Raw genomic sequence first — 24,785 nt, 5'->3', positions numbered from 1 at the left:
AATTAAGTTGTTTATTTTAGGTAGGATTAACCCATGACCGTCAACACACCCCCCTTATGGCTGCAATCAGAAACATCTAATATTGTAGCTGAAATTGCTCTGAGAATTCGTCAGTCACTCCAGCTTGACGAGATTTTAAATACAGCAGTTGAAGAAGTGCGATCGCTGTTAGAAACTGACCGGGTAGTTATTTACAAGTTTTTGCCAGACTGGAGTGGGGAAGTTGTGGTAGAATCTGTGTCGGAGGATTGGCGACCTATTATTCATCAAATTATCCATGATACCTGCTTTAAAAATGGTTGGGATAAACCCTATCGTCAAGGTCATGTGAGTGCCATTGAAGATATCGAAAATTGCACAATTCACCCCTGCTATGTTGAGTTATTGCAAAGTTTACAGGTGCGGGCTAATTTTGTAGTTCCCATTCTCCAAAAACCTAGAATGGTAGGAGAGGATGAGAATTTATGGGGGTTATTAATTGCCCATCATTGTCGCAGTCCGAGAAAGTGGCAGACCACAGAAGTAGATATTCTTACGGAACTTTGTACTCAATTAGCTATTGCTATTAAACAAGCAGAAATGCACCATAAATTACAGGAAGAACTAACTCAACGTCAGCGTACTCAAGCTGAGTTAATTCGCGCCAATGATAAAATTCAGCGTCTTAATCAACGCTTAAAACAAGAAAACTCTCGGTTAAATGCTGAACTAGATATTACTCGCCAACTTCAGGAAATTATCCTACCTACTCCCGCAGAAATTCAGGCGATTACTCAGTTAGATATTGCTACATATATGAAGCCAGCCGCTGAGGTGGGTGGTGATTATTATGATATTCTACAACATCAAGGTAGGGTGAAAATTGGCATCGGAGATGTGACCGGACATGGGTTAGAAAGTGGTATTTTAATGATGATGGTGCAGACGGCTGTTCGGACTCTTTTAAACCATGATGAAACGGATATAGTCAAGTTTTTGAGAACTATAAATAGCACGATTTATGACAATGTGGATCGGATGAATTGTGATAAAAATTTGACTCTCATTCTGTTGGATTATTGTCAGGGATTATTAGAAATTAGTGGCCAGCATGAACAGGTGATTTTACTGCGATCAGGTGATGATCCTCAAGTGGAAGTTATCGATACGATTGATTTAGGATTTCCTGTGGGTTTAGAACCAGATATTAGTCAATTTATCCGTAAAATTACGGTGAAACTAAATCCCCAAGATGTGCTAATATTATTTACAGATGGGATTACTGAGGCGGAAAATAGCTATGGCCAACATTATGGCATTGACCGTTTGTGTGAGGTGGCACTATGTCATCATCAACAGACATCTGAGGAAATAAAAAATGCCATTGTTTCTGATGTTTATGACCATATTGGTCGTCAGCGCATCTTCGATGATATTACCTTGATTATTTTACAGCCAAAATAGTCCCATTAATCATCCCAATATTAACAGGAAACTATGAGTATTTTGGTTTTTGGCAGCATCAATATGGATTTAGTGGTGCAAACTCCTAGACTCCCTCAACCTGGGGAAACTTTAACCGGATATAATTTTTTATCGGTAGCAGGTGGAAAGGGTGCAAATCAAGCGGTAGCAGCATCGCGGTTAGGGGCAAAAACTGAGATAGTAGGAAGGGTTGGCGGGGATGCTTTTGCTAAGGAACTTCTGGAGGGATTAAAAGGTAATCGCGTCGGTTGTGAAGGGGTTTTACGCGATAATACTACCCATTCTGGCTTGGCGACTATTGCAGTAGATAATAACGGCGAAAATCAGATTATTATTATTCCGGGTGCTAATGGTTGTGTGGGTCCTGAAGATGTGCAGAGACTGGAACCTTTATGGGGGGAAGCAACATCTTTATTATTGCAATTAGAAATTCCCCTAAAAGCAGTGGAAGCGGCTATTCATGCTGCTAAAAATGCGGGAGTGAGAGTAATTCTTGATCCCGCGCCTGCCCCTGATGTTTTCCCTCAACAATTATATCCGTTGGTGGATATTATTACCCCTAACGAAACGGAGGCGAGTCAACTGGTGGGCTTTCGGGTCAATAATGTAGAAACTGCCCAAAAAGCTGCGGATACTCTGTTGGATTTTGGGGTAAAAACTGCGGTAATTAAATTGGGATCTAAGGGGGTATTTTGGGCGACTAAATCAGAATCTTTTTGGGTTCCGGCTTTTGCGGTTAATGCGGTGGATACTGTGGCGGCGGGAGATGCTTTTAATGGGGGAATGGCGGCGGCTTTAGACGAAGGGCGATCGCTAAAGGAGGCGATTCTCTGGGGGGCGGCAACGGGGGCTTTATCCACGACTCAGGTAGGGGCGCAGTCTTCTCTACCCGATCGCCAAGCCTTAGATGATGTATTGATGCCGCCTATGTCAACTTTCGCGATTAATTGATTCCAAATTAGAGAGGCGATCGCGAACAATTCCCCGCCATATTTGAATTAAAGGTTCAGCTTCTATGGAGCCTTGATCACGTCTTTCTGGGAAGAGTTGATAGAATTGAGTATCGGCTAAATTAAACAGTTCAGCCGTGCTAAGATTAAGGCGGTTGGCTGTACTAATCCAACTATTTAGATCGGCTTGGGTATAAGTTCCTAAACCTTGTCGAGATTCATAACTGAGGGTTTCTAACTCATTTAAGACTTCATGGGCGATTTGATCCCAACGTTTTCGCCAAACGAAATCAACAGGATCATTAGTTAATAGTCGCCCTTGTTGTTGGGGGTAGCGAAAATAAAACTCTTCATTAACTAAAGTCATAAAAAAGTTATAATTAACACCTAAATTGCGACGGCGATCGCGTAATATTTCTATCCTTTCAAGTTCTGACATTTTACCAAACTCATCCTGGGGTGTTTCGGTAACGAAAAAGCGATCGGCCCAAGAATTACCCACCCACCAGCCAAAACTACCCATTACCACCATTGACAACAGGACTAAACTCGCCATTTTCAACCTAGGAGAAAACTCGAATTTGGTTATTTGTTGAACAGTAGGAGGACTAAAATTAGCTACAGGGGGCTGGTTTTTTGGGGGCGCTAATATGTCAGGGTTGACTGACTCTGGTGGGGGTTGAGTGGGAGTCGGTTGAGGAGATATTGAGATCCGGTTAAGATCCTGTAAAATTTGACGCGCGGAAATATAGCGATCGCTAGGTTGACGTGCTAACATTTTATGAAAAATCCGATATAACTCAGAATTTAAAGTTAGATATGGTTCCCATTTCCAAGTAGAATTATAACTATCAATAAGTTGTTGAGGTTCTTTACCAGTTAGCAACACTAACAAAGTCGCAGCTAAAGCATATAAATCGCTATGGGGATAAACAATACCCATCTGCATTTGTTCATCTGGCGCATAGCCCAACTTTCCTAATCGAGTGGCGGGGCTGGGGTGTAAACTCTGAGAAGACCACTCGGAATTGATGTGCGCTTTAATCAGTTTTACACCTCCAAAATCAATCAAAATTGGCAACCCATCAGAGTCTCTGCAGATGATATTATCGGGGGAAATATCACGGTGAATAACTCCTAATGAGTGGATATAATCCAACACTGGCAGCAATTTTAACAGAATTTCGGTGATTTCAGCTTGGCTAAAAAAATCACCTTTTTGCAGTCGCTGTTTGAGTAATTCTCGGTAAGTGAAACCCTCGACATAATCCTGAACTACAAACATATAAATTTGACCGCCTATTTCTTCCTCAAATATTTCTTGAAATCTGGGAATTTGCGGGTGTTTAAGTTGGTAGAGAGTTTGCGCCTCCCGTTGAAATAACTCTCGGGATTTTTTTAACTCATAATTACCTTTGAGTTGGGGTGCGAATTCTTTTAACACGCACAACTCATCAAAGCGGTGTTGGTCTTTAGCTAAATAGGTGCGTCCAAAGCCACCATGACCTAATTCACGAATGATTAGATAGTGGTGGCGGAGAATTTGACCTGACAGCAGCGCAGTATTAATCATTTTGGGAAGTTCAAGGGATTAACTCAGCATTCAATTTGACGGTCAGCCTTGACTAATGTTACCAGAAAATTGGGAAATGTTAACAATCATCAGCACCTATTTGACCAGAACAGCCACTTATGGGTAAAATTATCATACTGTCAACGAGTGTAATTAATTATGCGATCGCTTATTGTTAATCCCAACAATTTAAACCATCTACCATCACAAATAACTACTATTACCCCAACTCAACCAGTAGCCCGTTGTTTAAAAGTACCTTATAAATCTTTAGACAAGCTGGCTATCAAAACTATAAATAATCATGAAATTACCATAGCGCCAGTGTTAACTATGGATCGAACTTGGCGGCGCATTGTGGCTGAGAATATCAACAGTAATGACCCTGATGGTATCGCGAAAATGTTAATACCCTCCCGCCAAAAACTCTTAAAATCTGGGGGAGACTTAAATTCATTAATTAAGAATCATAATTCTCTGAGAATTAGGAAGTTAGCAGAAGTGACTCATCTCTATCAACAAGAATTACAAAAGCAGGGCTATATTGACCAGGATCAATTATTTTGGGAAGCCATTAATTATCAAACCAAAGCGCCAACCCCAGCACAAACTTTATTAATTTATGGTTATTTTCAACCTCAACTTGATCAGGTAGAATTTATTAACCTAGTAGCAGGGGAAGGTAGCATCTGGGTTTTACCGACAGGATCAGCGGAACTTTTTGGCAAAAATAGAGAGGCGATCGCCTATTTAGAGAGGGAAGGATGGCAGGTAAATTGTCAGGAAAATGATCATAACTTTAGCTTAGGAGAAAAACTGCAAAAATGCTTTTTGGGTAAAGGGGAACTTCCCCATAATGTTCAATGCCATATTTACCCAAATTTAGAGGCAGAAATTAGAGGGGTTCTTTCCCAGGTTAAACAGTTAATAATAAATGGAGTCTCAGCCAGTAAAATTGTCCTAGTAACCCAGGATGAAAAAACCTATGCGCCTTTATTATTAGATATGGCTTGGGAATATCAGTTACCACTGCGATTATTTTATAAAATTCCCTTGCGGAATATTCGCCTGGGGTCTTGGATCGCATTATTGATAGAAGTCATCGAAAATAATTTTCCCTTTGAGTCTACCGCTAAACTTTTGCATCATCCTTTAGCCCGATATTTAACATATCAACAATGGTTAGAAGCGCGACAAAAGCGACCAAATAACCTAGCTGAATGGGAAGAATTAGGGTTAAATTTATCATTATTAAAATTCCCCCAAAGCGATACCCGCCCCAATTTGGTAGACCGGATCAAACAAGTTTTAAAATTCTTTGATATCCGCAAAAATAGCAGCCAATGGTCTCGGGAGATAGTCGCCTTTAATCAACTAGAAACAGCTTGGCTGGAATTATCAAAACTTGATGGCGATCGCCTTAATCGACAAGAGTTTTTTCAAGATATTTTAGAGATAATCACCAAGCTAAAAGTCCCCATGCAACCAGGAAAAGGAGGGATAGAAGTTCACACCCCCTTATCTCTACAGGGTGCGAGTTATCCCCATGTTTTTTTAATCGGTTTTCAGGAAGGTATCCTACCCGCAGCCATTGAAAATGATCCAGTTTTAGACTTTTACGAATCCCGGCGACTATCTCAATTCAACATTACCCTAGAAACGGCTATAGATATCGCCCAACGGAATGAATTATGTTTTTATGAACTATTAAGAATACCCACAAAATCTTTGACTTTTTCTTGTGCCGAACAGCATCACAAAAAACCGCTGTTACCTAGTCCTTATTCTACCCGTTTAGGAATAGAAAAAACTCCCCCACCCCTGTTAAATTTAGCCAGTATTGAGGAAGCTAGACGCTATTATTTACAGCAGCCAGACCAGTTATCTGATGATGTTCTAGTTAATGATATCATCAAAAATTGGCAAGTTGAACAGCGTCGAGAAAGTGGCGAATCTCCTGATGAATATGATGGGGTTATTGGCATAGGAGTTGATTATCAAAATAGGATGTTTAGTGCATCGCAATTAACGGCATTAGGTCAATGTCCGTTTAAGTGGTTTTCCACCTATTTACTATGCTTAAAAGAACCATCGGAAGCGGAATCCGAAATCACTGGCAGTCTCCGAGGTCGGTTATATCATCGCTGCTTAGAAATTTTGTTAGCGGACATCAAAAATCAAACGGATTTAAGGCGGTTAGACAGAAAAGATATTAACCAAGCATTATCTCAAGCAGAAGCGGCGTTAAAAGCTGAAGAAAATGTGGATTTTGACAAGTTTATGGGTTGGGAAGCCCGCCGATTAGAAGGTTTAAATATGTTAGAATTAAATTTACAAGCTGAAGATTTTTTGCAGTCAAATGCCGAAATTATTAGTCGTGAAAATTACTTTGATGCTGAATGGTATGGGTTAAAGGTAATTGCTAGGGTCGATCGCATTGATCGCACCCCCACGGGTCTATTAGTGTTAGACTATAAAACTACCAGTAGCTTACCCTTGGGAATTAAAGATGATTCTGGAAAAGCCAAAATCAATATTCAAATGCCATTATATCAACAGGCGATCGCCCAAAACTTTAACGAAGTCCCAGAGGTAGATGTCAAGTTGTATTCTCTTAACAAACAGCGTTATTTAAAGGCGAAAGTCACCGACTCCGGCATTTTAGAAGCCTTTGCAGAGGAGGTTAAACAACGCCTACAACAGGGTAATTATCCAGTAGCGCCAGACCAGAAACAGCAAGTCTGCCAATATTGTGAATTTGACTCTGTTTGTCGTAAGGGTAACCGTCTAAGTCGCCAAAAATCATCAAAATAATTCCAGATTTTTCGTCAATTTGTAAGGATTAATTAACCATGAGTTTAACCAATGCACAACAAGCCGCTGCTACCAGTCCTCAAAGTATTATCGTCACAGCAGGGGCGGGGACTGGCAAAACTTATATGTTAGTAGAAAGGTATTTATATTATTTAGTAGAAAAGGGACTTTCTCCCTTGGAAATAGTGGCGGTTACATTTACTGAAAAAGCCGCCCAAGAATTGCGATCGCGTATTCGTTCACAGGTAAGGCAACAACTTCCTAACCGTCCCGATATCCTAGCCGAATTAGAAGCCGCCCCCATTAGTACAATTCACGCTTTAGCTAGTCGTATTTGTCGCGAACATCCCCAGGCGGCTAACGTTGCTGCTGACTTCCAAGTTTTAGAAGATTTAGAAGGCAAAATCTGGCTTTATGAAGGGTTAGAAACTGCTTTATCTAAATTGCCTATTCAGGTTTTTGAAACCATACCTTATTCTTTATTATCGCGAATTTTGGCAACCTTATTAGATGACCCCTTGATGGCAGAAAGGTCATTAAATCAACAAATAGACTGGTCAGAGTTAGCCCAAAAATTACGCGATCGCGCCTTAGAAGACCTCGTAAATCATCCCCAATGGCGGGAATTAAAAGACATTTTAACGTCAAATATTGGCAAACCAGAAGACAAACTCGAAGCCATCCGACAAGGGACAGTTAGCGCCATATTATCCCTAGAAAACGGTGATAATATCTCCGAAAATCTGCAAGTTTTATATAAAATAGATATCAGATATGGTAGCAAAAAAAACTGGGGGGAAAATATACAAACTGTTAAGTATGCCTTAAAAGCCTTACGAGAAGAATTAGTTAAACCTTCTCTAAACGAAAATTTAATCAATGCAGAAGTTGGGGAAGCCGACCACAAACTAGCCGAAATGTTAGCCGCCTTAAAAGAAGCCTACCGAGAAGTTCAAGACCATTTACAGAAGTTAAAATGGCAAGGGCGAGTTTTGACATTTGCAGATTTAGAAATTGGCGCATTGACCGCATTACAAAATAATCCCACCATTCAACTCTATTATCAACAACGGTGGCGCTGCTTTTTAGTTGATGAATTTCAAGATACCAACCCTATTCAAGGGGAAATATTAGAACTTTTAACCCAGACAGCAGATTTAACTATAGTGGGGGATAAAAAACAGTCAATTTATGGATTTAGGCGGGCAGATATTGAGGTTTTTAACAAATTTAGAAAACGCATTATTGACAACCAGGGAGATGAGATGATTCTTAATAAAAGTTTCCGGACTCATCAAAAATTAATTAATCAAATTAATCAGGTATTTTCTCCGTTATTAGGAGATTTAAGACAAGACTTGGAAGCTGTCCGCATTGACCCGCCCTCCCCTAGGGAAACATTGCAAGTATTTGTGATACCTAAAACCGCCGAAACTGATATTACTCAAAGACGGATAGCGGAAGGAAACTTGATTGCTAAAACCTTAAAAGAAATGTTAGATAATCAAATCCCAGTATTTGATAAACAAACTCAACAATTAAGACCTATTCAACCAGGCGATATCGCTATTTTAACCCGCACTTGGGAACCCTTAGACAGTTATGGAGAAGCCCTAGCCGCCGCCCAAATACCCTTAGCGCCTTCAGGAGGTGGAAACCTATTAGAAACCCAAGAAGCTAAAGATGCTTGGTCACTGCTAAAATTCTTAGCCGACCCTGGAGATGATATCGCATTAGTAGCCCTGTTAAGAAGTCCCTTTTTTGCCATTAGCGATCGCCTTTTATTCACTATTAGTAGACAATCTCAATTGTCTCACAAATCTACATCAGAAAATATCAGTTGGTGGCAAATTTTAACCAGTGCATCACCCGCAGAATTAAAAAAAGCGATCGATACTTTAAAAACACTGCTCAAACAACGCCAGATTGAGCCACCATCTCGCCTCTTACAAATAGCAGATCAATTAACAGGATATACAGCCATAATTGCCAATTTACCAGCCTCTAATCGTCGCCTAGCCGACTTTAGTGGATTTCGAGAATTAGTGCAAATTTTAGAACAAGGAACCGATGATTTATTCGGAGTAGTTCGCCGTCTCAAGCGCCTAAAAGATAAAGCCGTAACCGTAGAACGTCCCCCCATTAATACCAGTAATGCAGTATCATTAATGACCATTTTTGCCGCCAAAGGATTAGAATGGCCGATGGTAGTTGTAGCCGACCTCAGCCGCCCAAGTCCCAACTCATCAGTACCCGTTTATTTTGACCCAGAATATGGTGTTGCTATCCGCTGTAAAGACGACGACCAAAACATGAAAGATCCAGTTCTTTACAACTGGTTAAAATATCGAAGTCAACAGCGAGAAGAAGCCGAAGCCTTGCGAATACTTTATGTAGCATTAACTCGCAGTCGGGATTATATCTTATTAACCGCCCCCCAGGAAAAAGGTAATTATTTAGATAAATTATACTTAGGGTTACAAGCCGCCAATATTCCCATAACCACCCTAGAAATTAATAGTGATGATATCATCCCGCCAGTCCCCCCAAGTCCCCCACCTCCAGCCATTAACCCTCCCCTACTGACCAACGCGATGACTTCTGGTTTATTTGAACTTCCTGTAACCTCTTTAAGTGAATATAAACGTTGTCCAACCAGGTTTCAATTCATGTATATTCTCGGACATCCAGGCTTATCAGAAGAAGCCAATCAAGGCATGATAATTGGTCAGTTAGTTCACAACGCTTTAGAATATGATATCAGAGACATTGATCAACTCCGCAAATTCGCCAACAATGGCAGTAATGAACAATCACTCAGGGAGGCGATTTACCTCGCCCAAGAGTTTGATAATACTGAAGAATTTAAAAGATTCATAGACCCCAAAAATCAGCGAGAAGTTGAGTTAAAATTAGATATATTAGGGGTTACCTTTAATGGCGTAGCCGATTTAATTGGGGATAATTGGGTGCTAGACTATAAAACCGATAAAGTCATGCGCCCAGAACACCATAATCTACAACTATGGGCTTATGCTAAAGCCTTAAACTGTTCCGAGGCACATATTGCCTATTTACGCCATAAAAAATGCTACTCTTTTTCACCGGAAATATTAGCCAAAACTGCCCACGAGGCAGAAAGCATAGTTCGAGATATAGTAGAGGGATACTATCCCCCCAAACCATCACGAGAAAACTGCCAAACCTGTCGCTATGGTGAAATTTGCGAACATAGGTATGAGTCTATATAAATGATGAGACTAGGTGGCAAGCTGCGGCTAATGTTCAGAATATTTACCCGAAAATCGCGGATTGGGTTGAGTAAATATCGAGAGTATTTGCGGGGATTGAAAAGCTGAAGATGGTAAATCATTTGGGGTTGAGGGGAGAGAGGGGCAAAGTTCTGCCAACTCAACGGTTAGCGATAATTAAGGCGAAAGGGTATAGGGGCGATCGCTTATACTGGATTTGTGCTTACCTTACTCAAGGGTAAGGATCGTTATCATAGTCCTGTTGTCACCATTTATAAACAATAGTCAACCATTGCCCTACCTCAACCTGCACTGATGGAAATTGCCTATTTTGAGGGACGAGATGTGGGGACTCTGACAGTAGTTGAATTGTGGCGATCGCATGGCTCGGCTATCTCGGTCCAGCAAAGCCGATTTCAAGTGATTTCCTTCAGTCTTGCAGATGCTGAACTGGTTGCCCAAATTCTGGCAAACTCTCAAGAGACTCAGACTGATTGTGTTGATGCTTGTGTCATGGTGATATAATCAGGATTATCTCGGATATTAGTATTCGTTTTGACTTGCAGAAGGCACGAGATCAAGTAAACTCTAAACTTAAAACAAAATCCGCTAGTCATGACTACAAAAGTTTCGTCAGAATCTCCTTCCAACTCAGGAGTTCCGACACAAGTTCCTAAGTATTCTAGGGGTTTGATTGCTATCTTTGTGATTTGGACTATCATCCTAACCACCTATACCCTAGTCCAGCAACATGGCTGTAGTGCCATTATCTGGTGGCAACAGGGTGATCAGGTAAGCTGTTGGCAAACCTCAGTCACACCCACATCCTTAGAACTCAGACCGGGGGAAAGTGCCACAGTAAAAGCTAAAGCGACGGGGACAGGCTACTCTAGTCCAGAAATTAACTGGAAATTGAAAAATGAAAAGATCGCCTCTTTAGAGGAAAAAGACGAGGGAAAAGAGGTTTCAGTTACAGCAAAAAGTGCGGGGAAAACAGAAATATCCGCCACAATTGGCTTAGAAAATCAGATGTCTGCCGAGAACTCTGTTCAGTTTCAAGTTCCCATCGAAGTTTTGCCGAGTTTAAGCATTAAACCGCCAGAGTTACGGATTAAAGAAGGTACCGATAAGCAATTTGAGGTTAACTTAATCGGTATTGACAAGCCCAAGAATAAGTCTATTGATTGGCAAGTCGCCAATCCTAACCTGATCCAAGTTGATGGAAACAATCGAGTTAAAGCTCTGAAAACTGGAACCACAACCCTAAAAGCCGTTTGGACACAAGACCCTCGTGTGAGTCAGACCATTCAGGTTTCTGTGCTTGAGAATCCACCTCGAATTACCGGGATAGAATTTCTATCTAACCCCAAATCATTATCACTCTATGTTGGCGAGACGGCTCATCTGGACGCACAAGCAAGTTGTCAGGGAAATTGTACGGTGGCGGATACCCGAGTTTACTGGTCTTCCAATAATCCTGACCTGGCGATGATTTCCTCTGATGGAGATATCAACACCTCAAACGCGGGAGAAGTAACCCTAACCGCGACTTCAATTATCGATAATAGTCAGTCCCGCTCTCTTACCATTAAGGTTGTAGATCCTATCGTCACTAATATTTCCGTTAAACCCTCTTCAGTAAAATTTGGAGTAAATAGCCAGACCAAGGTTCAGGCAATACTTGATGGACGAGGCGATTTCAACAAACTTGTGTCTTGGAGTTCAGAGAATGCCAAAATTGCTCAAGTGGATGCACAGGGAATTTTGACTGGGGTGAAGAAAGGGAAAACTAAGGTTAAGGCTAGTTCAGTCAGTAATTCCAATCAGGTGGCTGTGGTTAAGGTGACTGTCAACTCTGGGGGATGTTCTCCTGGTGCGGCGGCGGCGATTGGGGCGGCGGTTACTGTCGGAAGCGCTGCCTTATTGGTTCCTCCTCCCATAGCGGTGGCGGCGGGAAGTGCGGCTGCTAGTGGAATTTGTTGGGTATATGATCAGGTAAATTAGAAACCTCCCTATAAATTATTGGAGCAGAACTCATGAATGACTCAGATAAAATCTTCGGCATTCCTAAAAGTTTGGCAAAAATTATAGCTGGGTTAGCGGTATTTTTGCTAATCGCTTTTTTTCTCTCTAGCCAAGTTTGTATTTTCTCAACTTGCACAACTACTACTTCTGGAATTGTCACCCCAGAACTGGCGATTGGTGGAGTAGTGGCATTGATTTTAATGAGTATGTTTCCAATTCCCCTACCTCTGGCATTATTGTCTGGTTGTGGGGTGTGGTTTTTGCTTCATAATCTAGGTTGGTTTCAGATGCATTAATCTCATTTATCTCTTTGCTTATTGTAGGATTTATCCCATGGAAACTGCTATCAAGATTCGGAATGTGTCCAAAACTTACGTGATCAACCAACAAAAACAAAAGGTTTTAGATAACGTGAGTCTCGATATTTTGCCCGGCGAGTTTATCTTGCTACGGGGTGATAATGGTTCGGGCAAAACAACGCTCGTCAACCTAATTTGTGGCTTGCAGCCTCCTGATGAGGGGTTGATTGCAATTTTTGGCAAATCTCCCGAAGACCCTCAAGCACATCTTAAACTCGGAACGATGTTGCAACGAGCGAAACCTGTGGAAGGGTTGAAAGTAAAAGAGACTATTCGTCTGTTTCAAAGTTATTATCCTGAGCCATTGGGTTTAGCTGAAACGATAGAGCGATCGCGCCTAACAGGTAAGCAAAATGATTTCGCCACAACTCTGGCGGGAGGTCAAGCTCAATCCCTCTATTTTGCCCTAGCTATTGTGGGAAACCCTGATATTTTGATTCTCGATGAGCCGACTAACAATCTTAGTGTGGAAGCGCGGGCGAATTTCTGGAAACAAGTGCGGGAGTTTGAACAGCAAGGAAAAACGATCTTGGCGATTAGTCACAGTGAACAGGATTGTGACGAAATTGAGGACTTGGTGACGCGGGAATTGCGCTTGAGTAATGAGAATGGAGATGTGGAGATCCGAGAATTTCCACGCTATCAGAAGTTCCTAAACTCTCGCACTGAATTAGAGGATGCAGCCAAACTCCAATCTCAGTCAAGTTCTGAAACAGAAACGTCTTCAAAGTCTAAATCTGCTTCTAACCCTCCAACCTTTAGTTTCAAAGCCTTTTGGGGACAACTCTATGTTGAACTGCTGCAAACCTTTCGTAAAATTGACACCATTGTTATTGCCCTGGGATTGGCAATTATTGCAGGATTCTTCATTGAACAGAAGAACTCAGACCAGTTTCAATCCGTCGTGGCGGTTTCACTCGCGGGGTTGGTGCTTTTTCTCTGTGTGAGTCAGTTTGGGGTTAAGATTGCCTCAGAACGCGATCGCGGCTGGTTGAAGTTACTACGGATCACTCCCCTGTCCTTTACAACCTATGTCGCAGCCAAAGTGGGAAACTTCCTAGTCTTAGCCTCCTTAATGACGGGATTAGCCTTTGTGAGTGGTTGGGTTGGCAGTCACTTCAGCGAAAACAGTTCCTTTGTCTGGGAATGGGAACCTTGGATGTTTTACCTCAGCTTTGTCCTGGTTTTAGGGGTGATTCCCTTCGCGATTTTTAGCTTCAGCCTAGGATACCTCTTCAAAACGGAATCCTTGTCCTGGGCCACTGTAGCCCTCCTGGCTGTGATGTTACTTGGGTCTGGCTTCAATATCTCCCCTTTACTTCCCCGACCTTGGCTTGCAGATTTAATTCTCCTCCTACCCACCTATCACTACGGCCAACTGGTGGCTTGGATGGGAGAGGTGGAACTAGAGGGGATATTCCGTTTTGATGGCTACCAGGTGATTCACATTCTGTGGCTGTTGTGGTGGACAATTGTGGCGGGGATGTTGGCGCGGTGGGCCTATCGTCGCGAAAAACTATCGGGGTAGGGGGTGATTTTTCGGGGCGATCGCTCCAGTTACAACGGTGTCAAAAACCGAGTTTCTTCTGCCGATTGGGGGGAGCAGTTGATGCGAATATTATAGTTCAGCTTTTGGCTCAAGATGATGAAGTCCAGTCTCAAAGCTAGATTTCGGCAAGGATGCTCCAGATTATCCTAGAAACACGGTTTATGAGGGTTTCTCAGATAGTCGGTGGCGCTACCACACTTTGATGATTGGTCTTTATCGATTTTGTGATCGTTGATTTACCCCCCAATCTTCAGCTTCTTGGCTAGATTTTTCAGCTTGAGTTGAACTCGTTTGATTAGTGGTTTTTGGGTATCAATATCATGGCGAATAGCCTGGGGTTTATCCATTAACATACTCGACAATAAACCAAAAGATGAGCGGGATGCAAATAGTAACTCATCACAAGCAGCCAGCAAATCTAAATCTACCAGAGCCTCAATGCCATTTTGAATTAAGTCCTCGCATTCTTCGGGATTTTGATGCAGTCGTTTTCCCGAAGCAGAAAACCACTTATTAGTTGAGATAATAACCGGAAATTTCTGTTTAAATGAAGACAGCACCTCTTGAGAATCGGTGGCTACAAATATCTTATAGTTAGGGTGTTTTGACTTAACCGACCTGATGATTGATGCCAGAGATGATTCTACCTCTGATAAAGGCACTTTCATATCGGAGTAACGAATATGCACCCCAATCATATAATCGGCAAAATATTCTCGTTTAAATTCCTCAACCTGTAACCGAATGTCCTCTTTTAAGCTGAGGTTAGACTGCAAAACCAACTGGAGAATTTCCAGATTATTCATTGAGGCAAAACGACTAGCTGACCCAGTAAATAAAAGGCGCATAAAACCAATTTTATGGGTATAAGCGGACAACACTATAATAGTTTCGGTATAATCCAAACGAGACACATCAAAGGACAAGTCTTTATAGCAACTAAGACCCGACTCATTGATTACAGAACCCAAAGACCGATTAAGTTTATTTTGCCAATGGGTAGGATAAATCGAATCGGTGGCGGGTAACACTTCTACGGACTGTGCTACGGGACAGTCGAAATACCGGAAAAATAAGTTAGTTCCACTATTAGAATAACTCCCATCTCGCCAATCAACTACTAACTGACGACCACTCAACTGAGCATATAAAATCCCGGTAGCTACTGCAAAAACACGATTACCAATGCCTGATGTTCCCTTGACAACAATATAGTTAGTCATAGTTATAATGATTATTGGTAAAGTTATGATGATTAATTTAGCACGATTTTACTATTTTGGGAGTCGATCGCCACTTCTGACAGGGAAGCCTAGCACGGGGATTTATAGTATCTCAGAGTCAATTATGGGGGAGGTTGATGCTCAGACAGAATTGGGTATTGATTAGCCAGTAAAGCCACCTGAGTGCGATCGCGTAAATTCAGACTGCTTAAAATACTAGAAACATGATTTTTCACAGTTCTCTCGCTAATAAATAACTCCTGGGCAATTTCTCGGTTGCTGTAACCCTTACCAATTAACCGCAAAACCTCCAATTCCCTAGGAGTTAAATCTTGTAAATTATCTGGTAAAGGTTCATCCCTAGAAGCCTTAGACCTAGCAGCCATCACCTTCTCAAATAAACCCGGTCCTAACTGTGTATATCCTTTATACACTGCCCGAATAGCTTGCGCTAGTTCATCGGAAGGTGTATCCTTTAATAGGTATCCTTTAGCGCCGGATTCCATAGCTTGGGTGACATATTCATCATCATCAAAAGTCGTTAATACCAAAACCTTAATTTCCGGCTGTTGTTCAGCAAGCGATCGCATCGCCGCCACCCCATCCATAATTGGCATTCGCACATCCATTAACACCACATCCGGCTTTAATTTTAAGGCTAATTCCACCGCCAATTTCCCATTCTCAGCCTCTCCCACTATTTCCAAGTCTGGTTTCGCCTCTAATAAACTCCGTAACCCTTCCCGAATAATCCCCTGATCATCAACCAACAGAACTCGAATCATGATGCTGATTTTTCCAGATTTTTACTTCAATTTTACATCCTTCACCGGGAGAACTGTTTAAGTCGAAATGACCCCCAATAGCCATCACCCTTTCCCCCATACCTTGCAAGCCAAATCCCGTTGTGTTTTGGGCAGGATTAAAACCACAGCCATCATCCTCAATGGTCAATGTAAATTCTCGGCTATTTTCCGATAAAAATAACTCTACTTTTGTGGCTTGGGCGTGCTTAGATATATTGGTAAAAGCCTCCTGAATGACCCTATATAAAACGATAGAAATATCAAGGGGTAATGTATCCGTGATTTGTAAATTAGATGCTACCGGGACTGATGTAGTCGCCTCAAACTCGGAAATTAGCTGTGATAGTGCCTGCAAAAAAGACTGTTTTAGAGGATGCGATCGCCAAGATTTCACCGATGCCCGCACCTCTTTTAAGGCTTCCTTCCCCAACTCCCTAGCCTGTTGAAGATGTCGGGCAGCCCGTTGTTTATCCTCAGCGATAAATAGAGCCGCATTTTCCAATTGAATACTTTGGGCAGTCAAATGATGACCTACAGAATCATGAATTTCTCGGGCGATGCGATTACGTTCTTGGCTAATTGCCCTATCCTCAATCAACATAGCATATTCCCTTAACTGTTGATTCGCTTCCGCCAATTTCTGGCGACTTTCTTGCTCTGATAATAGCGCTCCTACTAACAATAAAACAAACAGTAATACTAACCCAAATAAAACACTAGAATTAAAAGTCAGAGTCAATACTAGCCCCTGAATTGGATCAGCCCAATTACCAGCCAGGGGTCTCAGGCGCAGAAATACCCACAGCAGAAATAAGCCATAGGCAAAAATAGCGACCGCAATGCGATCGCGCCAGGAAAATAACAGACAGGCGCGAATAACCACGACTAGCAACAGGGCGGATAAAAAACTCACCCCCCGCCCCCCAAATACCACCGCCAACCAACTAAACGTAAACCCACAGGCGATATATACCCACCGGATCGCAGGTCTGCGCGATCGCTCAGGTAATCTCAACCCCATGAGACCCAAACTGCCAATACTAACCAAAATCCCCAGGGGAAACCGACGACTGCGGTAGTGTCCCCAATTCCGGTCTCGGGGACGCACGCCATACCCCGATCGCCTCTGTTGATTATCCGTTACAGTTTCTGGTCTGTCTGGTCTGTGGATTTGACGGTGAACCCTGTGTCCCTGTCCCTGTTGTCCGGGACTGTGGATGACAGGGGGGCTAAAGGCGGTTAACAGGGCGATCGCCAACAGCACCCACTCTAAATACAGCAGCAAAGGTACTGGAAAACTCCGACGACCCAAAATATTTTTCACGCGCAGCCAACCCCCCCGGATATCTCTTTTGGTACTTTAGGACTATCAGAAACCGTTACCAAAGACCTATCATAATTGGGTATTCTGATCGAGGCGATCGCAGCTTGTATCTACCTACAATGAGATTAAAGCTCAAACCGAGTCGATAATCTCAAAGATATTCCCGGATTATAGATTATGAATATGCAACGCTTATTTTCTCTAATGGCTGCTACCGCCTTAATTGTCCCCATAACTACCACCGCCGCTTTTGCTGGTCCCCGTAAAGGTGAATGCTTTGATAGTCTGAACCTAACCCCCCAACAACAGGAGATGATGCAAGCAATTCGCGATCGCGCCGCCACTTCCTCAGAGCCTCAACGGCAGGAACTCCAAGCCAGTCGGGAACAAATGCGATCGCTACAACAAAGCAACGCCAGTCCAGAACAATTGCGCCAACAGCGTCAAAGAATCCAAGAGTTGAGTCGCGCCTTGAGTGACCAGCGGTTCGAGACTATGTTAGAAATGCGGGAAGTTCTCACCCCAGAACAGCGATCGCAACTCCAGGAAAGAATGGGGGAACGTCCTGGTTGTGGTGGTGGTCCTGGTGGTGGTCCTGGTCTTGGTGGTGGTCCTGGTCGTGGTCCTGGTCGTGGTCCCGGTGGTGGTCCCGGTAATGGTCGTGGTCCTGGTCGTGTTGTTCCTGGTAGTGTTCGTTAGAATAGCGATCAAGCCAATTAACTAACTTCTCAACAATAGGAACAGGAAACCTGGCGCGTGAAAGCTGTTTCCTGTTCCCTAAATTAACCCAACTCAAAAGTGATAAACCTGACCGTCAATCAACAACCTAGTGATTCCCTTCGCTTGCAAATGGGGGGCTGTTTTTTGTATTAACCTGCCATCAGGAACCTTAAAAACCCGCTGATTGCGTGCCGAAAACCGACTAGCCACCCGATGATTATCAAAAACAGGTAGAGTTTTTTCCTGAATTTCTTCCGACGGGATACGTCCTAACTCCGCAAAAGCCTTCAAAGGCTTAACAATCAGTTCCGAAGCCCGATCAATCACCAAATAGCAAATTTTAGGTAACTCAGCCTCCGTCAGGGGGAGAATTTGAACTAAGCTGTTAGCATCAGGCGTAAGGGGGCGATCGAACAAATCCTGATCATTGTCCCCATAACCCTCATCCTCATCCTCATCCTCATCCTCATCCTCATCCTCATCCTCATCCTCATCATCCTCAAAATCGCTAAATTCTTCCCCAGAAAACAACTCCGGTGTGATCAACTCCTCCATCTCATCATTTGGAGTTTTCAAATTTGGTTGTTCCCGCAACGGCGCACGGGTAGTTTCCCCAGAATTTGAATCTGGCGTGGCTTTTACCGTCTCAGCTTCTAACACAGATGAGCGTTTCCGCAGGCGGACCCCCGTCGTAGCATCAGAATCTAACTTAGAATCCTCAGATTCCAATGCTTGAGACTCCCCATCAGTAAATTCAGATCTGCTATCCTTGAGTTGGGGTTTTTTCTGATTTCGTAACCGTTGCTTCTGATGAGTTAGAACATCATAAACATCCCGTGGGACGGCACTTTGTAGAATACGCCTTACCGTAGAACTACTCACCCCGAACTTTTCCGCTAGGGTGATGGTCGTTTCCTCCGGTACATCTTGATAAAGCCTAACGATTTCCTGTTTTTGGGAGTCAGAAAGTTTTGAGGATGTCATCAGATTTGGTCTAAATTGGACATTGGAGTTAATTTCCACAGGCTTAGAAGGGATCCCCCTAAGTGCGATCGCCTCTTTTGCTAATTTTCTCTACAGATTTTCTTCAACGATTAGGAACATCAAAACTTGAAGTTCTCTGGAAAATCCAGCGACAAAACTAGACACATCAACTTTCATTCTAGCCTCTGCTGGTGCGTCTACCACGTCGGCTTTGGCGAGAACGAGTTGATATGTCATATTCTAGGATGGCACCGATCGCAAACAAAATGCCAGTAAAGACAAAAAACACTTCTAGCAGGTTGCCACTTTCATACTCAATTTCCACCCGAGAATCAGACCATTTAAAGTAAGTATCCGCCACATACAGCGAGAAGATAGCAAAGGCTATCATACGCCAGGACTGAGAAAAGCGCCCTCCCCAAAAAGCCAGAATCAGCGCCGTTGCTAGAATCAGCAACACCACATCACCATAGATGTAAAACAAATTCAGCCAAAATCCCAGAGGTTCAAGTTTAGCATCAGCTGCCAGCACCCAATCTGGGGCCGTACTTTCTTCCTCCTCCTCAGCTATGGCTTCATCAACCATAGCCACTCCATTAGGCGTAGTGACTATCTGTTCCTGACCCGGGGGTTCTTCCGCATTCCCTAACAGCCCAAAAAATGACGGATCAGCTACCCAGGTTGCCAAAGTTATACCAGCGATCGCCACACCAGTCAGAGTTGCCCACTGCCAAACCTCCAGATTTAGGCGTTTAGAAGTCACCGCCGTAACCATTCCCCAGCCAAACAACAAATAGCTGAGGACATAGAACCCATCCCCTAGGGAAACCACCGGGTCAAGGTTCCATACCAGTTCCCATAAACCAAATAGTAAACCTCCCATAAAATAAAACAGTGATCCTAGACCAATTCCCAGCCAGACATTGCGTCCGCTGACCATTTGGGGGCTACGCCAATTTCTATAGCAAACCAGTGCAGCCATCAGAAAAGCACCCAATTCAAAGATATAAGTGCCAATGGAATACCATAAAGGTCGTTCTTCCCCTGGCGCACTTACACTAAACAGCAGGAAGAACAACAGAGCCAGAACCGCCCAGGTGATGCCAAATATCACCAGATTTTGCGGAGATACCAGAGATGATATAACCGATGATTTTTGTGGTGACGTGCTACTCATAGCGATACAATAACAAGAAATCTACAGTTGAAAACCATTACTAAACCAGATGGCAATAGATTTGCCCAAGAATACTCAGTCAAAAACTAATCTCAATTCAAGCCTCCCATATTTAGATACCAAAACTTAAAAATCCTAACATTACTTAACTTATCTCCCAGAGATTTCCCAGAGTAGATTCACCCAGCCAACTGATAAATGCATCCCGGTCTTCTTTGGCCAAGTCCTGTAGAACTTCATCTAAGCCTTCTGCAAAGCTAGTATTTCCGAAGTAGCTCTTACCCAGACGGTAAACTTCTTCTAGCAATGTTTTCAGGTGATTTTCATTCCAGGAAGGAATTTGTAAACTTTCCAGGGGGTCTTTGGTCAAAAGAGTCTTGACCGCCTCTGAGTTATCATGGGCGGGAAATTTCCCTTTTTGAAGAATCTTGAGCAGATCCTTTTCAAAGGCTACAGCTTGTCTTGACCCCAATAAATCCTCAACATCAAAGTAAACTGCTTGTAAGACCAATAGAGAAGCGCGAATGAGACCTGATACCTTAGCATCAGTACCTCCACCCCCCTCACTACCGAGTTGTTCAAGGCGAACTTTACCCCAAACACTATAGCGTTCTGGTTCTTCGAGTAGTACGCAGGCTTTACCCTTGTTATCAGTCAAGTCTCGCCAATAAGCTCTGGCTTCGTTTTCTTGCTGAACAGTAAAAACCTTCATCAGACGGAAGGTCTGCCCTTGATAATAGAGAATGGGAATCTGTTGATCCCGATTGGGGTGTTGGATCGTGGAGATCTCAACATCCTGTCGTTTCAGAATAAACATAACACTATGTACCTACTCTTGGCAGAGTTGCAGGTCGGCTCGTGTTTGTTATTGTAGTGCTTGTTGAACCCATGGCGCTATAATCTCCAATGTGGCAAACTTAATCATCCCAGATAATTTTTGCCAGTCAACTGTCAAGCTCGATCGCTTTTATGTTATCATCTACAGGTGTCCATTCGTGGCCAAGCCTTGGGACTGTTGATACTATAGGTGTCAACTTCAGGTAAAATGCAAGATTTGCCTGGGTGTGTAACTCAGCTGGATAGAGTAGCGGCCTTCTAAGCCGTTTGTCGTAGGTTCGAGTCCTACCACACCCGTTGAAATTTGTCAATAGTTATTGCTGAAAATTTGAGACCAAAGCTATAATAAGCCGGAAGCAATCTTAGGTAAAATTAGGTTGATGAATCGAGCTGTAGGGACGGATGGTAGCGACGGGGTGCTAGATCAGCCATTAGAAGAATCAGCCAGCTTGTCGCCCCAGCCTTGGCACGGCACTGGAAACACCACTAGCCAAAGGCATCCACCCGCCCCGGTGTTTGCCATTCCAGAACCCGGTCAACTGGTTGAGGTGAGGGGTCAACGTTTCGCCGTGACCGAGGTTAAACGGTCTATCTTGCCACCCCATCAGGTAGAGACCAGTGCTATATCAGCCACGGGAAAAACCAGAGACTCGATGAACCTGCCCCCATGCTATCAACCGACACAACATCTGGTGAGTCTGTCTTCAGTAGAAGATGATGCCTTAGGTGAAGAATTGCAGGTGGTCTGGGAACTCGAACCCGGGGCTAAGATATTTGAATCCGCCCAACTGCCCTATCCCGATGGGTTTGACTCGCCCGATCGCCTTGATGCCTTTCTGGATGCCGTCCGTTGGGGGGCTGCTTCCACTGCAGATGTCCGCAATATACAATCTCCCTTCCGCAGTGGCATTGATATCGAAGATTACCAACTCGATCCGGTGGTGCGTGCCATTCAAATGCCCCGGGTGAATTTGTTAATTGCCGATGATGTAGGTTTAGGGAAAACCATCGAAGCGGGTTTAGTCGCCCAAGAATTGCTGATCAGCCGCTGCGCGGGGTCGCGTCAGATTTTGATTGTGTGTCCATCCTCCCTACAAATCCAATGGCGGGACCAAATGCGGGATAAATTTGGCTTAGATTTTCGCATCGTCAACAGTGACTTATTGCGGGAGTTGCGGCGCAGTCGCGGTTTGCACGTCAACCCCTGGACTCACTTTCCCCGCCTAATTACCTCCATTGACTTTCTGAAACGCGATCGCCCTTTGCGTCTGATTCGGGAAGTCCTACCCGCCGAGGGGGAATCCGTCTTTCCCCGTCGTTTTGACCTGCTGATTGTGGATGAAGCCCACAATGTCGCCCCTTCTGGAGGCGGTAAATATGCCGTAGACTCACAGCGGACTGCCACCATTCGGTTGTTAGCCCCCCATTTTGAGCATAAACTTTTTTTAACCGCCACCCCTCACAATGGCTACCCTGAGAGTTTCACCGCCCTGTTAGAATTACTGGACTCCCAAAGATTTGCTCGTGGGGTGAACCCCGATCGCCATCAATTACAAACCGTCATGATTCGCCGCCTCAAGGGCGAATTACCCCCCCGTTGGGATGGCACGCCTCGCTTTCCCGTGCGGCAATTAGAAGCCTTAGAAGTAGACTACACTCCAGAGGAGGAGCAAATCCACGCCGCCCTCAAACGTTATACAGAATTACGTTGTAGTGGTGAGGGAGTCGAACAAGTGGAATTAACCGCCACCGAGTTTGTGCTGAAACTGCTGAAAAAGCGGTTATTTTCTTCCCCCCAGGCTTTTTTGACCACCCTTCAAAAGCACCAGCAGACCATTAAAGCCCAAAAACAAAGACCCAACCGCCGTTTATCTCCCCCCACCGTTGACATTTTACGCCGTCGATTTGAAGCCGTAGCCGAAGACCAAGATGATGATGATCTCCTAGAAGAAACCGTCGAAGATGCCGTCAGTGAAACCTCTGTGCTGTTTCGCCCCCTCACCCCGGAAGAGGAAGCCCTGCTGCAATTCATGACACAATGGGCCGAGGCTGCCTCCCGCCGTCGGGACTCCAAAGCCCAAAAGCTGTTAGATTGGATTAATGCCCACATTCGCCCCCAAGGGAATTGGTCTGAGCAGCGGGTGATCATCTTTACCGAATATCGCACTACCCAAAAATGGTTATATGAGCTGTTGGCGCTTCTTGGATTAGCCCAAGGCGATCGCCTGATGACCCTTTATGGTGGCATGAATTCAAGCGATCGCGAAAAAGTCAAAGCCGCCTTTCAAGCCAGCGCCGCCATGTCGGATGTACGAATTTTGTTAGCCACCGATGCCGCCTCCGAGGGTTTAGACCTGCAAAATCACTGTTCCAACCTAATCCATTATGAAATCCCGTGGAACCCCAACCGTCTCGAGCAGCGTAATGGTCGCATTGACCGCCACGGACAACCAGCCCCCAAAGTCATGATTTATCACTTTGTTGGTCGAGGCTATAGCCAACAGGAAAGCACACTAGGGACTCGTCCGGGCGATTTGGCGGGGGATTTAGAATTTTTGATGCGTGCCGCCCTCAAAGTAAATACCATCCGGGAAGACCTAGGCAAAGTCGGGCCAGTGATTGCCGCCCAAGTTGAGGAAGCCATGTTAGGGAAACGTCGCCACCTCGACACCGCCCAAGCCGAAAGGGAAAGCGAACCCGTGCGTCGCCTGTTGCAATTCGAGCGGAAAGTGCGCGATCGCATTGAGCAACTACAAGCCCAACTCCAAGAAACCCGCACCCAGCTAAGACTGACCCCAGAGCATATACAATCCGTCGTGCGGGTCGGCTTAGAAGTCGCCCAACAACCCCCTTTACAGCCCCTTGAGGGCGAGAAATCCCTCTACCATATCCCCCCCCTAGGGGGCAGTTGGTCAGCTTGTGCAGCAGGCTTAGAACACCCCCACACTGGCGAAATTCGTCCCATCACCTTTGACCCCGATCGCTCGCGGGGACGGGATGATGTAGTGTTAGTGCATTTAAATCATCGCCTAGTCCAGATGTGTCTACGCCTGTTGCGGGCGGAAGTGTGGAATAATGGCTCTAATAAATCCCTCCATCGGGTCACCGCCTATCTGGTCAATAGTTCCCAATTAGATTATCCTGCCGTTATCGCCCATGGTCGTCTAGTCATTTTAGGAGGGGATGCGCGCCGGCTCCATGAGGAAGTCATTACCGCCGGAGGGCGACTGCGAGAAGGTCGTTTTCGGCGTTTTAAAATGTTAGAAATGCAACAGGTTCAGAAAGGGGTGATTGCCGATGAACCCGTCCCGGAAGCCATTAAAGAACGTTTGGTTTCTCTGTGGGAAAGTTATGCTCAACCCCTGATGCAGAGTTTAGAGGTCATAAAAAGCGCTCGGACAGCCTCCTTAGAAAAGGCATTAAAGGAACGCTGCGAGAAAGAAGTTAATGATATTACCACCATTTTGGTAGAGTTAGAAAATAGTATCCGCCAAGAACTCCAAAACCCCCTGCAATTATCCCTATTCAATAATACCGAACGGGAACAATTTGAACGAAATCAGCACAGTTTAGAGCAGCGTCTGAGTCAAATTCCCCAGGAAATTGCACAGGAAACCGATGCCATTCGCCGTCGTTTTGCTGACCCCACACCCCGATTATTTCCCTTGGCGATTACCTTTTTGATTCCCAAAAACTTAACTTAAACGAGCTAATCATATCTGTCCATCT

Annotated in this window: 18 protein-coding genes and 1 tRNA gene; 12 read left to right on the top strand and 7 right to left on the bottom strand. The window is 44.1% G+C overall.

Going from position 1 to position 24,785, the window contains the following annotated elements; translation table 11 throughout:
• Positions 1–33 precede the first annotated feature (33 nt).
• Both NLZ44_RS11015 and rbsK read left to right on the top strand, forming a co-directional pair.
• The gene (locus NLZ44_RS11015; RefSeq protein ID WP_315639298.1) at positions 34–1,443 is read left to right on the top strand and encodes a PP2C family protein-serine/threonine phosphatase; all 1,410 of its coding nucleotides are present in this window, start codon (positions 34–36) and stop codon (positions 1,441–1,443) included.
• Between the two features lie 33 nt (positions 1,444–1,476).
• Complete coding sequence (gene rbsK, locus NLZ44_RS11010; RefSeq protein ID WP_493752782.1) at positions 1,477–2,415, top strand: ribokinase; 939 nt, start codon at positions 1,477–1,479, stop codon at positions 2,413–2,415.
• On the opposite strand, the gene NLZ44_RS11005 is transcribed toward rbsK, so the two are convergent.
• Positions 2,395–3,987 carry a protein kinase domain-containing protein gene (locus tag NLZ44_RS11005; protein ID WP_493752781.1) on the bottom strand — a complete coding sequence of 531 codons (1,593 nt, stop codon included), beginning with the start codon at positions 3,985–3,987 and terminating at the stop codon, positions 2,395–2,397. The genes rbsK and NLZ44_RS11005 overlap by 21 nt on opposite strands.
• 159 nt (positions 3,988–4,146) lie before the next feature.
• On the opposite strand from NLZ44_RS11005, the gene NLZ44_RS11000 reads away from it, so the two are divergent.
• From NLZ44_RS11000 to NLZ44_RS10970, 7 genes are all read left to right on the top strand, one after another.
• On the top strand, positions 4,147–6,801 hold the full coding sequence (locus NLZ44_RS11000) for a PD-(D/E)XK nuclease family protein (RefSeq protein WP_493752780.1): 2,655 nt from the start codon (positions 4,147–4,149) through the stop codon (positions 6,799–6,801).
• 38 nt (positions 6,802–6,839) lie between these two features.
• The gene (locus NLZ44_RS10995; RefSeq protein ID WP_493752779.1) at positions 6,840–10,052 is read left to right on the top strand and encodes a UvrD-helicase domain-containing protein; all 3,213 of its coding nucleotides are present in this window, start codon (positions 6,840–6,842) and stop codon (positions 10,050–10,052) included.
• A 315-nt stretch (positions 10,053–10,367) separates the two neighbouring features.
• Positions 10,368–10,577 (top strand): hypothetical protein, encoded by a 210-nt coding sequence (locus NLZ44_RS10990; protein ID WP_046319237.1) that lies wholly within the window; start codon positions 10,368–10,370, stop codon positions 10,575–10,577.
• A gap of 90 nt (positions 10,578–10,667) precedes the next feature.
• The gene (locus tag NLZ44_RS10985; RefSeq protein WP_493752778.1) at positions 10,668–12,056 is read left to right on the top strand and encodes an Ig-like domain-containing protein; all 1,389 of its coding nucleotides are present in this window, start codon (positions 10,668–10,670) and stop codon (positions 12,054–12,056) included.
• Positions 12,057–12,088: 32 nt separating this feature from the next.
• Positions 12,089–12,373 (top strand): hypothetical protein, encoded by a 285-nt coding sequence (locus NLZ44_RS10980; protein ID WP_493752777.1) that lies wholly within the window; start codon positions 12,089–12,091, stop codon positions 12,371–12,373.
• 37 nt (positions 12,374–12,410) lie between these two features.
• A complete protein-coding gene (locus tag NLZ44_RS10975; RefSeq protein ID WP_493752776.1) occupies positions 12,411–13,964 on the top strand; it encodes an ATP-binding cassette domain-containing protein in 1,554 nt (517 codons plus the stop codon).
• Positions 13,931–14,104 carry a hypothetical protein gene (locus tag NLZ44_RS10970; RefSeq protein ID WP_193521043.1) on the top strand — a complete coding sequence of 58 codons (174 nt, stop codon included), beginning with the start codon at positions 13,931–13,933 and terminating at the stop codon, positions 14,102–14,104. Before NLZ44_RS10975 ends, NLZ44_RS10970 begins: the two co-directional genes overlap by 34 nt.
• Before the next feature lie 117 nt (positions 14,105–14,221).
• Here the strand turns inward: NLZ44_RS10970 and NLZ44_RS10965 are convergent, their stop codons facing one another.
• The 3 genes from NLZ44_RS10965 to NLZ44_RS10955 all read right to left on the bottom strand — a co-directional run bounded on the left by NLZ44_RS10965 (position 14,222) and on the right by NLZ44_RS10955 (position 17,338).
• The gene (locus NLZ44_RS10965; RefSeq protein ID WP_008048851.1) at positions 14,222–15,208 is read right to left on the bottom strand and encodes a nodulation protein NodZ; all 987 of its coding nucleotides are present in this window, start codon (positions 15,206–15,208) and stop codon (positions 14,222–14,224) included.
• A gap of 122 nt (positions 15,209–15,330) precedes the next feature.
• Positions 15,331–15,993 carry a response regulator gene (locus tag NLZ44_RS10960; RefSeq protein WP_111891938.1) on the bottom strand — a complete coding sequence of 221 codons (663 nt, stop codon included), beginning with the start codon at positions 15,991–15,993 and terminating at the stop codon, positions 15,331–15,333.
• Entirely contained in the window at positions 15,971–17,338 is a 1,368-nt protein-coding gene (locus NLZ44_RS10955) for a sensor histidine kinase (protein WP_493752775.1), read from the bottom strand. The genes NLZ44_RS10960 and NLZ44_RS10955 overlap by 23 nt, the downstream gene beginning before the upstream one ends.
• Positions 17,339–17,515: 177 nt before the next feature.
• Between NLZ44_RS10955 and NLZ44_RS10950 the strand changes: the two genes are divergently transcribed.
• Positions 17,516–18,037 (top strand): Spy/CpxP family protein refolding chaperone, encoded by a 522-nt coding sequence (locus NLZ44_RS10950; protein ID WP_493752774.1) that lies wholly within the window; start codon positions 17,516–17,518, stop codon positions 18,035–18,037.
• Positions 18,038–18,130: 93 nt separating this feature from the next.
• On the opposite strand, the gene NLZ44_RS10945 is transcribed toward NLZ44_RS10950, so the two are convergent.
• The 3 genes from NLZ44_RS10945 to NLZ44_RS10935 all read right to left on the bottom strand — a co-directional run bounded on the left by NLZ44_RS10945 (position 18,131) and on the right by NLZ44_RS10935 (position 21,036).
• Entirely contained in the window at positions 18,131–19,042 is a 912-nt protein-coding gene (locus NLZ44_RS10945) for a transcriptional regulator (RefSeq protein ID WP_493752773.1), read from the bottom strand.
• Between the two features lie 178 nt (positions 19,043–19,220).
• On the bottom strand, positions 19,221–20,219 hold the full coding sequence (locus NLZ44_RS10940) for a hypothetical protein (protein ID WP_493752772.1): 999 nt from the start codon (positions 20,217–20,219) through the stop codon (positions 19,221–19,223).
• Between the two features lie 145 nt (positions 20,220–20,364).
• On the bottom strand, positions 20,365–21,036 hold the full coding sequence (locus NLZ44_RS10935) for an Npun_F0813 family protein (protein ID WP_493752771.1): 672 nt from the start codon (positions 21,034–21,036) through the stop codon (positions 20,365–20,367).
• Between the two features lie 243 nt (positions 21,037–21,279).
• Here NLZ44_RS10935 and NLZ44_RS10930 point away from each other — a divergent pair.
• A tRNA-Arg gene (locus tag NLZ44_RS10930) sits at positions 21,280–21,353 on the top strand.
• Between the two features lie 83 nt (positions 21,354–21,436).
• Entirely contained in the window at positions 21,437–24,760 is a 3,324-nt protein-coding gene (gene drmD / locus NLZ44_RS10925; RefSeq protein WP_493752770.1) for a DISARM system SNF2-like helicase DrmD, read from the top strand.
• The last annotated feature ends 25 nt before the right edge of the window (positions 24,761–24,785 follow it).

It is taken from the genome of Arthrospira sp. PCC 9901 (assembly GCF_059013425.1).
This window is presented reverse-complemented; position numbering and strand designations above follow the sequence as displayed.

Bases quoted from the DNA above. Each gene is read 5' to 3' on its own strand.
- NLZ44_RS11015 (WP_315639298.1), top strand. From the start codon at position 34: ATGACCGTCAACACACCCCCCTTATGGCTGCAATCAGAAACATCTAAT.
- rbsK (WP_493752782.1), top strand. From the start codon at position 1,477: ATGAGTATTTTGGTTTTTGGCAGCATCAATATGGATTTAGTGGTGCAA.
- NLZ44_RS11005 (WP_493752781.1), bottom strand. From the start codon at position 3,987: ATGATTAATACTGCGCTGCTGTCAGGTCAAATTCTCCGCCACCACTAT.
- NLZ44_RS11000 (WP_493752780.1), top strand. From the start codon at position 4,147: ATGCGATCGCTTATTGTTAATCCCAACAATTTAAACCATCTACCATCA.
- NLZ44_RS10995 (WP_493752779.1), top strand. From the start codon at position 6,840: ATGAGTTTAACCAATGCACAACAAGCCGCTGCTACCAGTCCTCAAAGT.
- NLZ44_RS10990 (WP_046319237.1), top strand. From the start codon at position 10,368: ATGGAAATTGCCTATTTTGAGGGACGAGATGTGGGGACTCTGACAGTA.
- NLZ44_RS10985 (WP_493752778.1), top strand. From the start codon at position 10,668: ATGACTACAAAAGTTTCGTCAGAATCTCCTTCCAACTCAGGAGTTCCG.
- NLZ44_RS10980 (WP_493752777.1), top strand. From the start codon at position 12,089: ATGAATGACTCAGATAAAATCTTCGGCATTCCTAAAAGTTTGGCAAAA.
- NLZ44_RS10975 (WP_493752776.1), top strand. From the start codon at position 12,411: ATGGAAACTGCTATCAAGATTCGGAATGTGTCCAAAACTTACGTGATC.
- NLZ44_RS10965 (WP_008048851.1), bottom strand. From the start codon at position 15,208: ATGACTAACTATATTGTTGTCAAGGGAACATCAGGCATTGGTAATCGT.
- NLZ44_RS10960 (WP_111891938.1), bottom strand. From the start codon at position 15,993: ATGATTCGAGTTCTGTTGGTTGATGATCAGGGGATTATTCGGGAAGGG.
- NLZ44_RS10950 (WP_493752774.1), top strand. From the start codon at position 17,516: ATGAATATGCAACGCTTATTTTCTCTAATGGCTGCTACCGCCTTAATT.
- NLZ44_RS10945 (WP_493752773.1), bottom strand. From the start codon at position 19,042: ATGACATCCTCAAAACTTTCTGACTCCCAAAAACAGGAAATCGTTAGG.
- NLZ44_RS10940 (WP_493752772.1), bottom strand. From the start codon at position 20,219: ATGAGTAGCACGTCACCACAAAAATCATCGGTTATATCATCTCTGGTA.
- NLZ44_RS10935 (WP_493752771.1), bottom strand. From the start codon at position 21,036: ATGTTTATTCTGAAACGACAGGATGTTGAGATCTCCACGATCCAACAC.
- drmD (WP_493752770.1), top strand. From the start codon at position 21,437: ATGAATCGAGCTGTAGGGACGGATGGTAGCGACGGGGTGCTAGATCAG.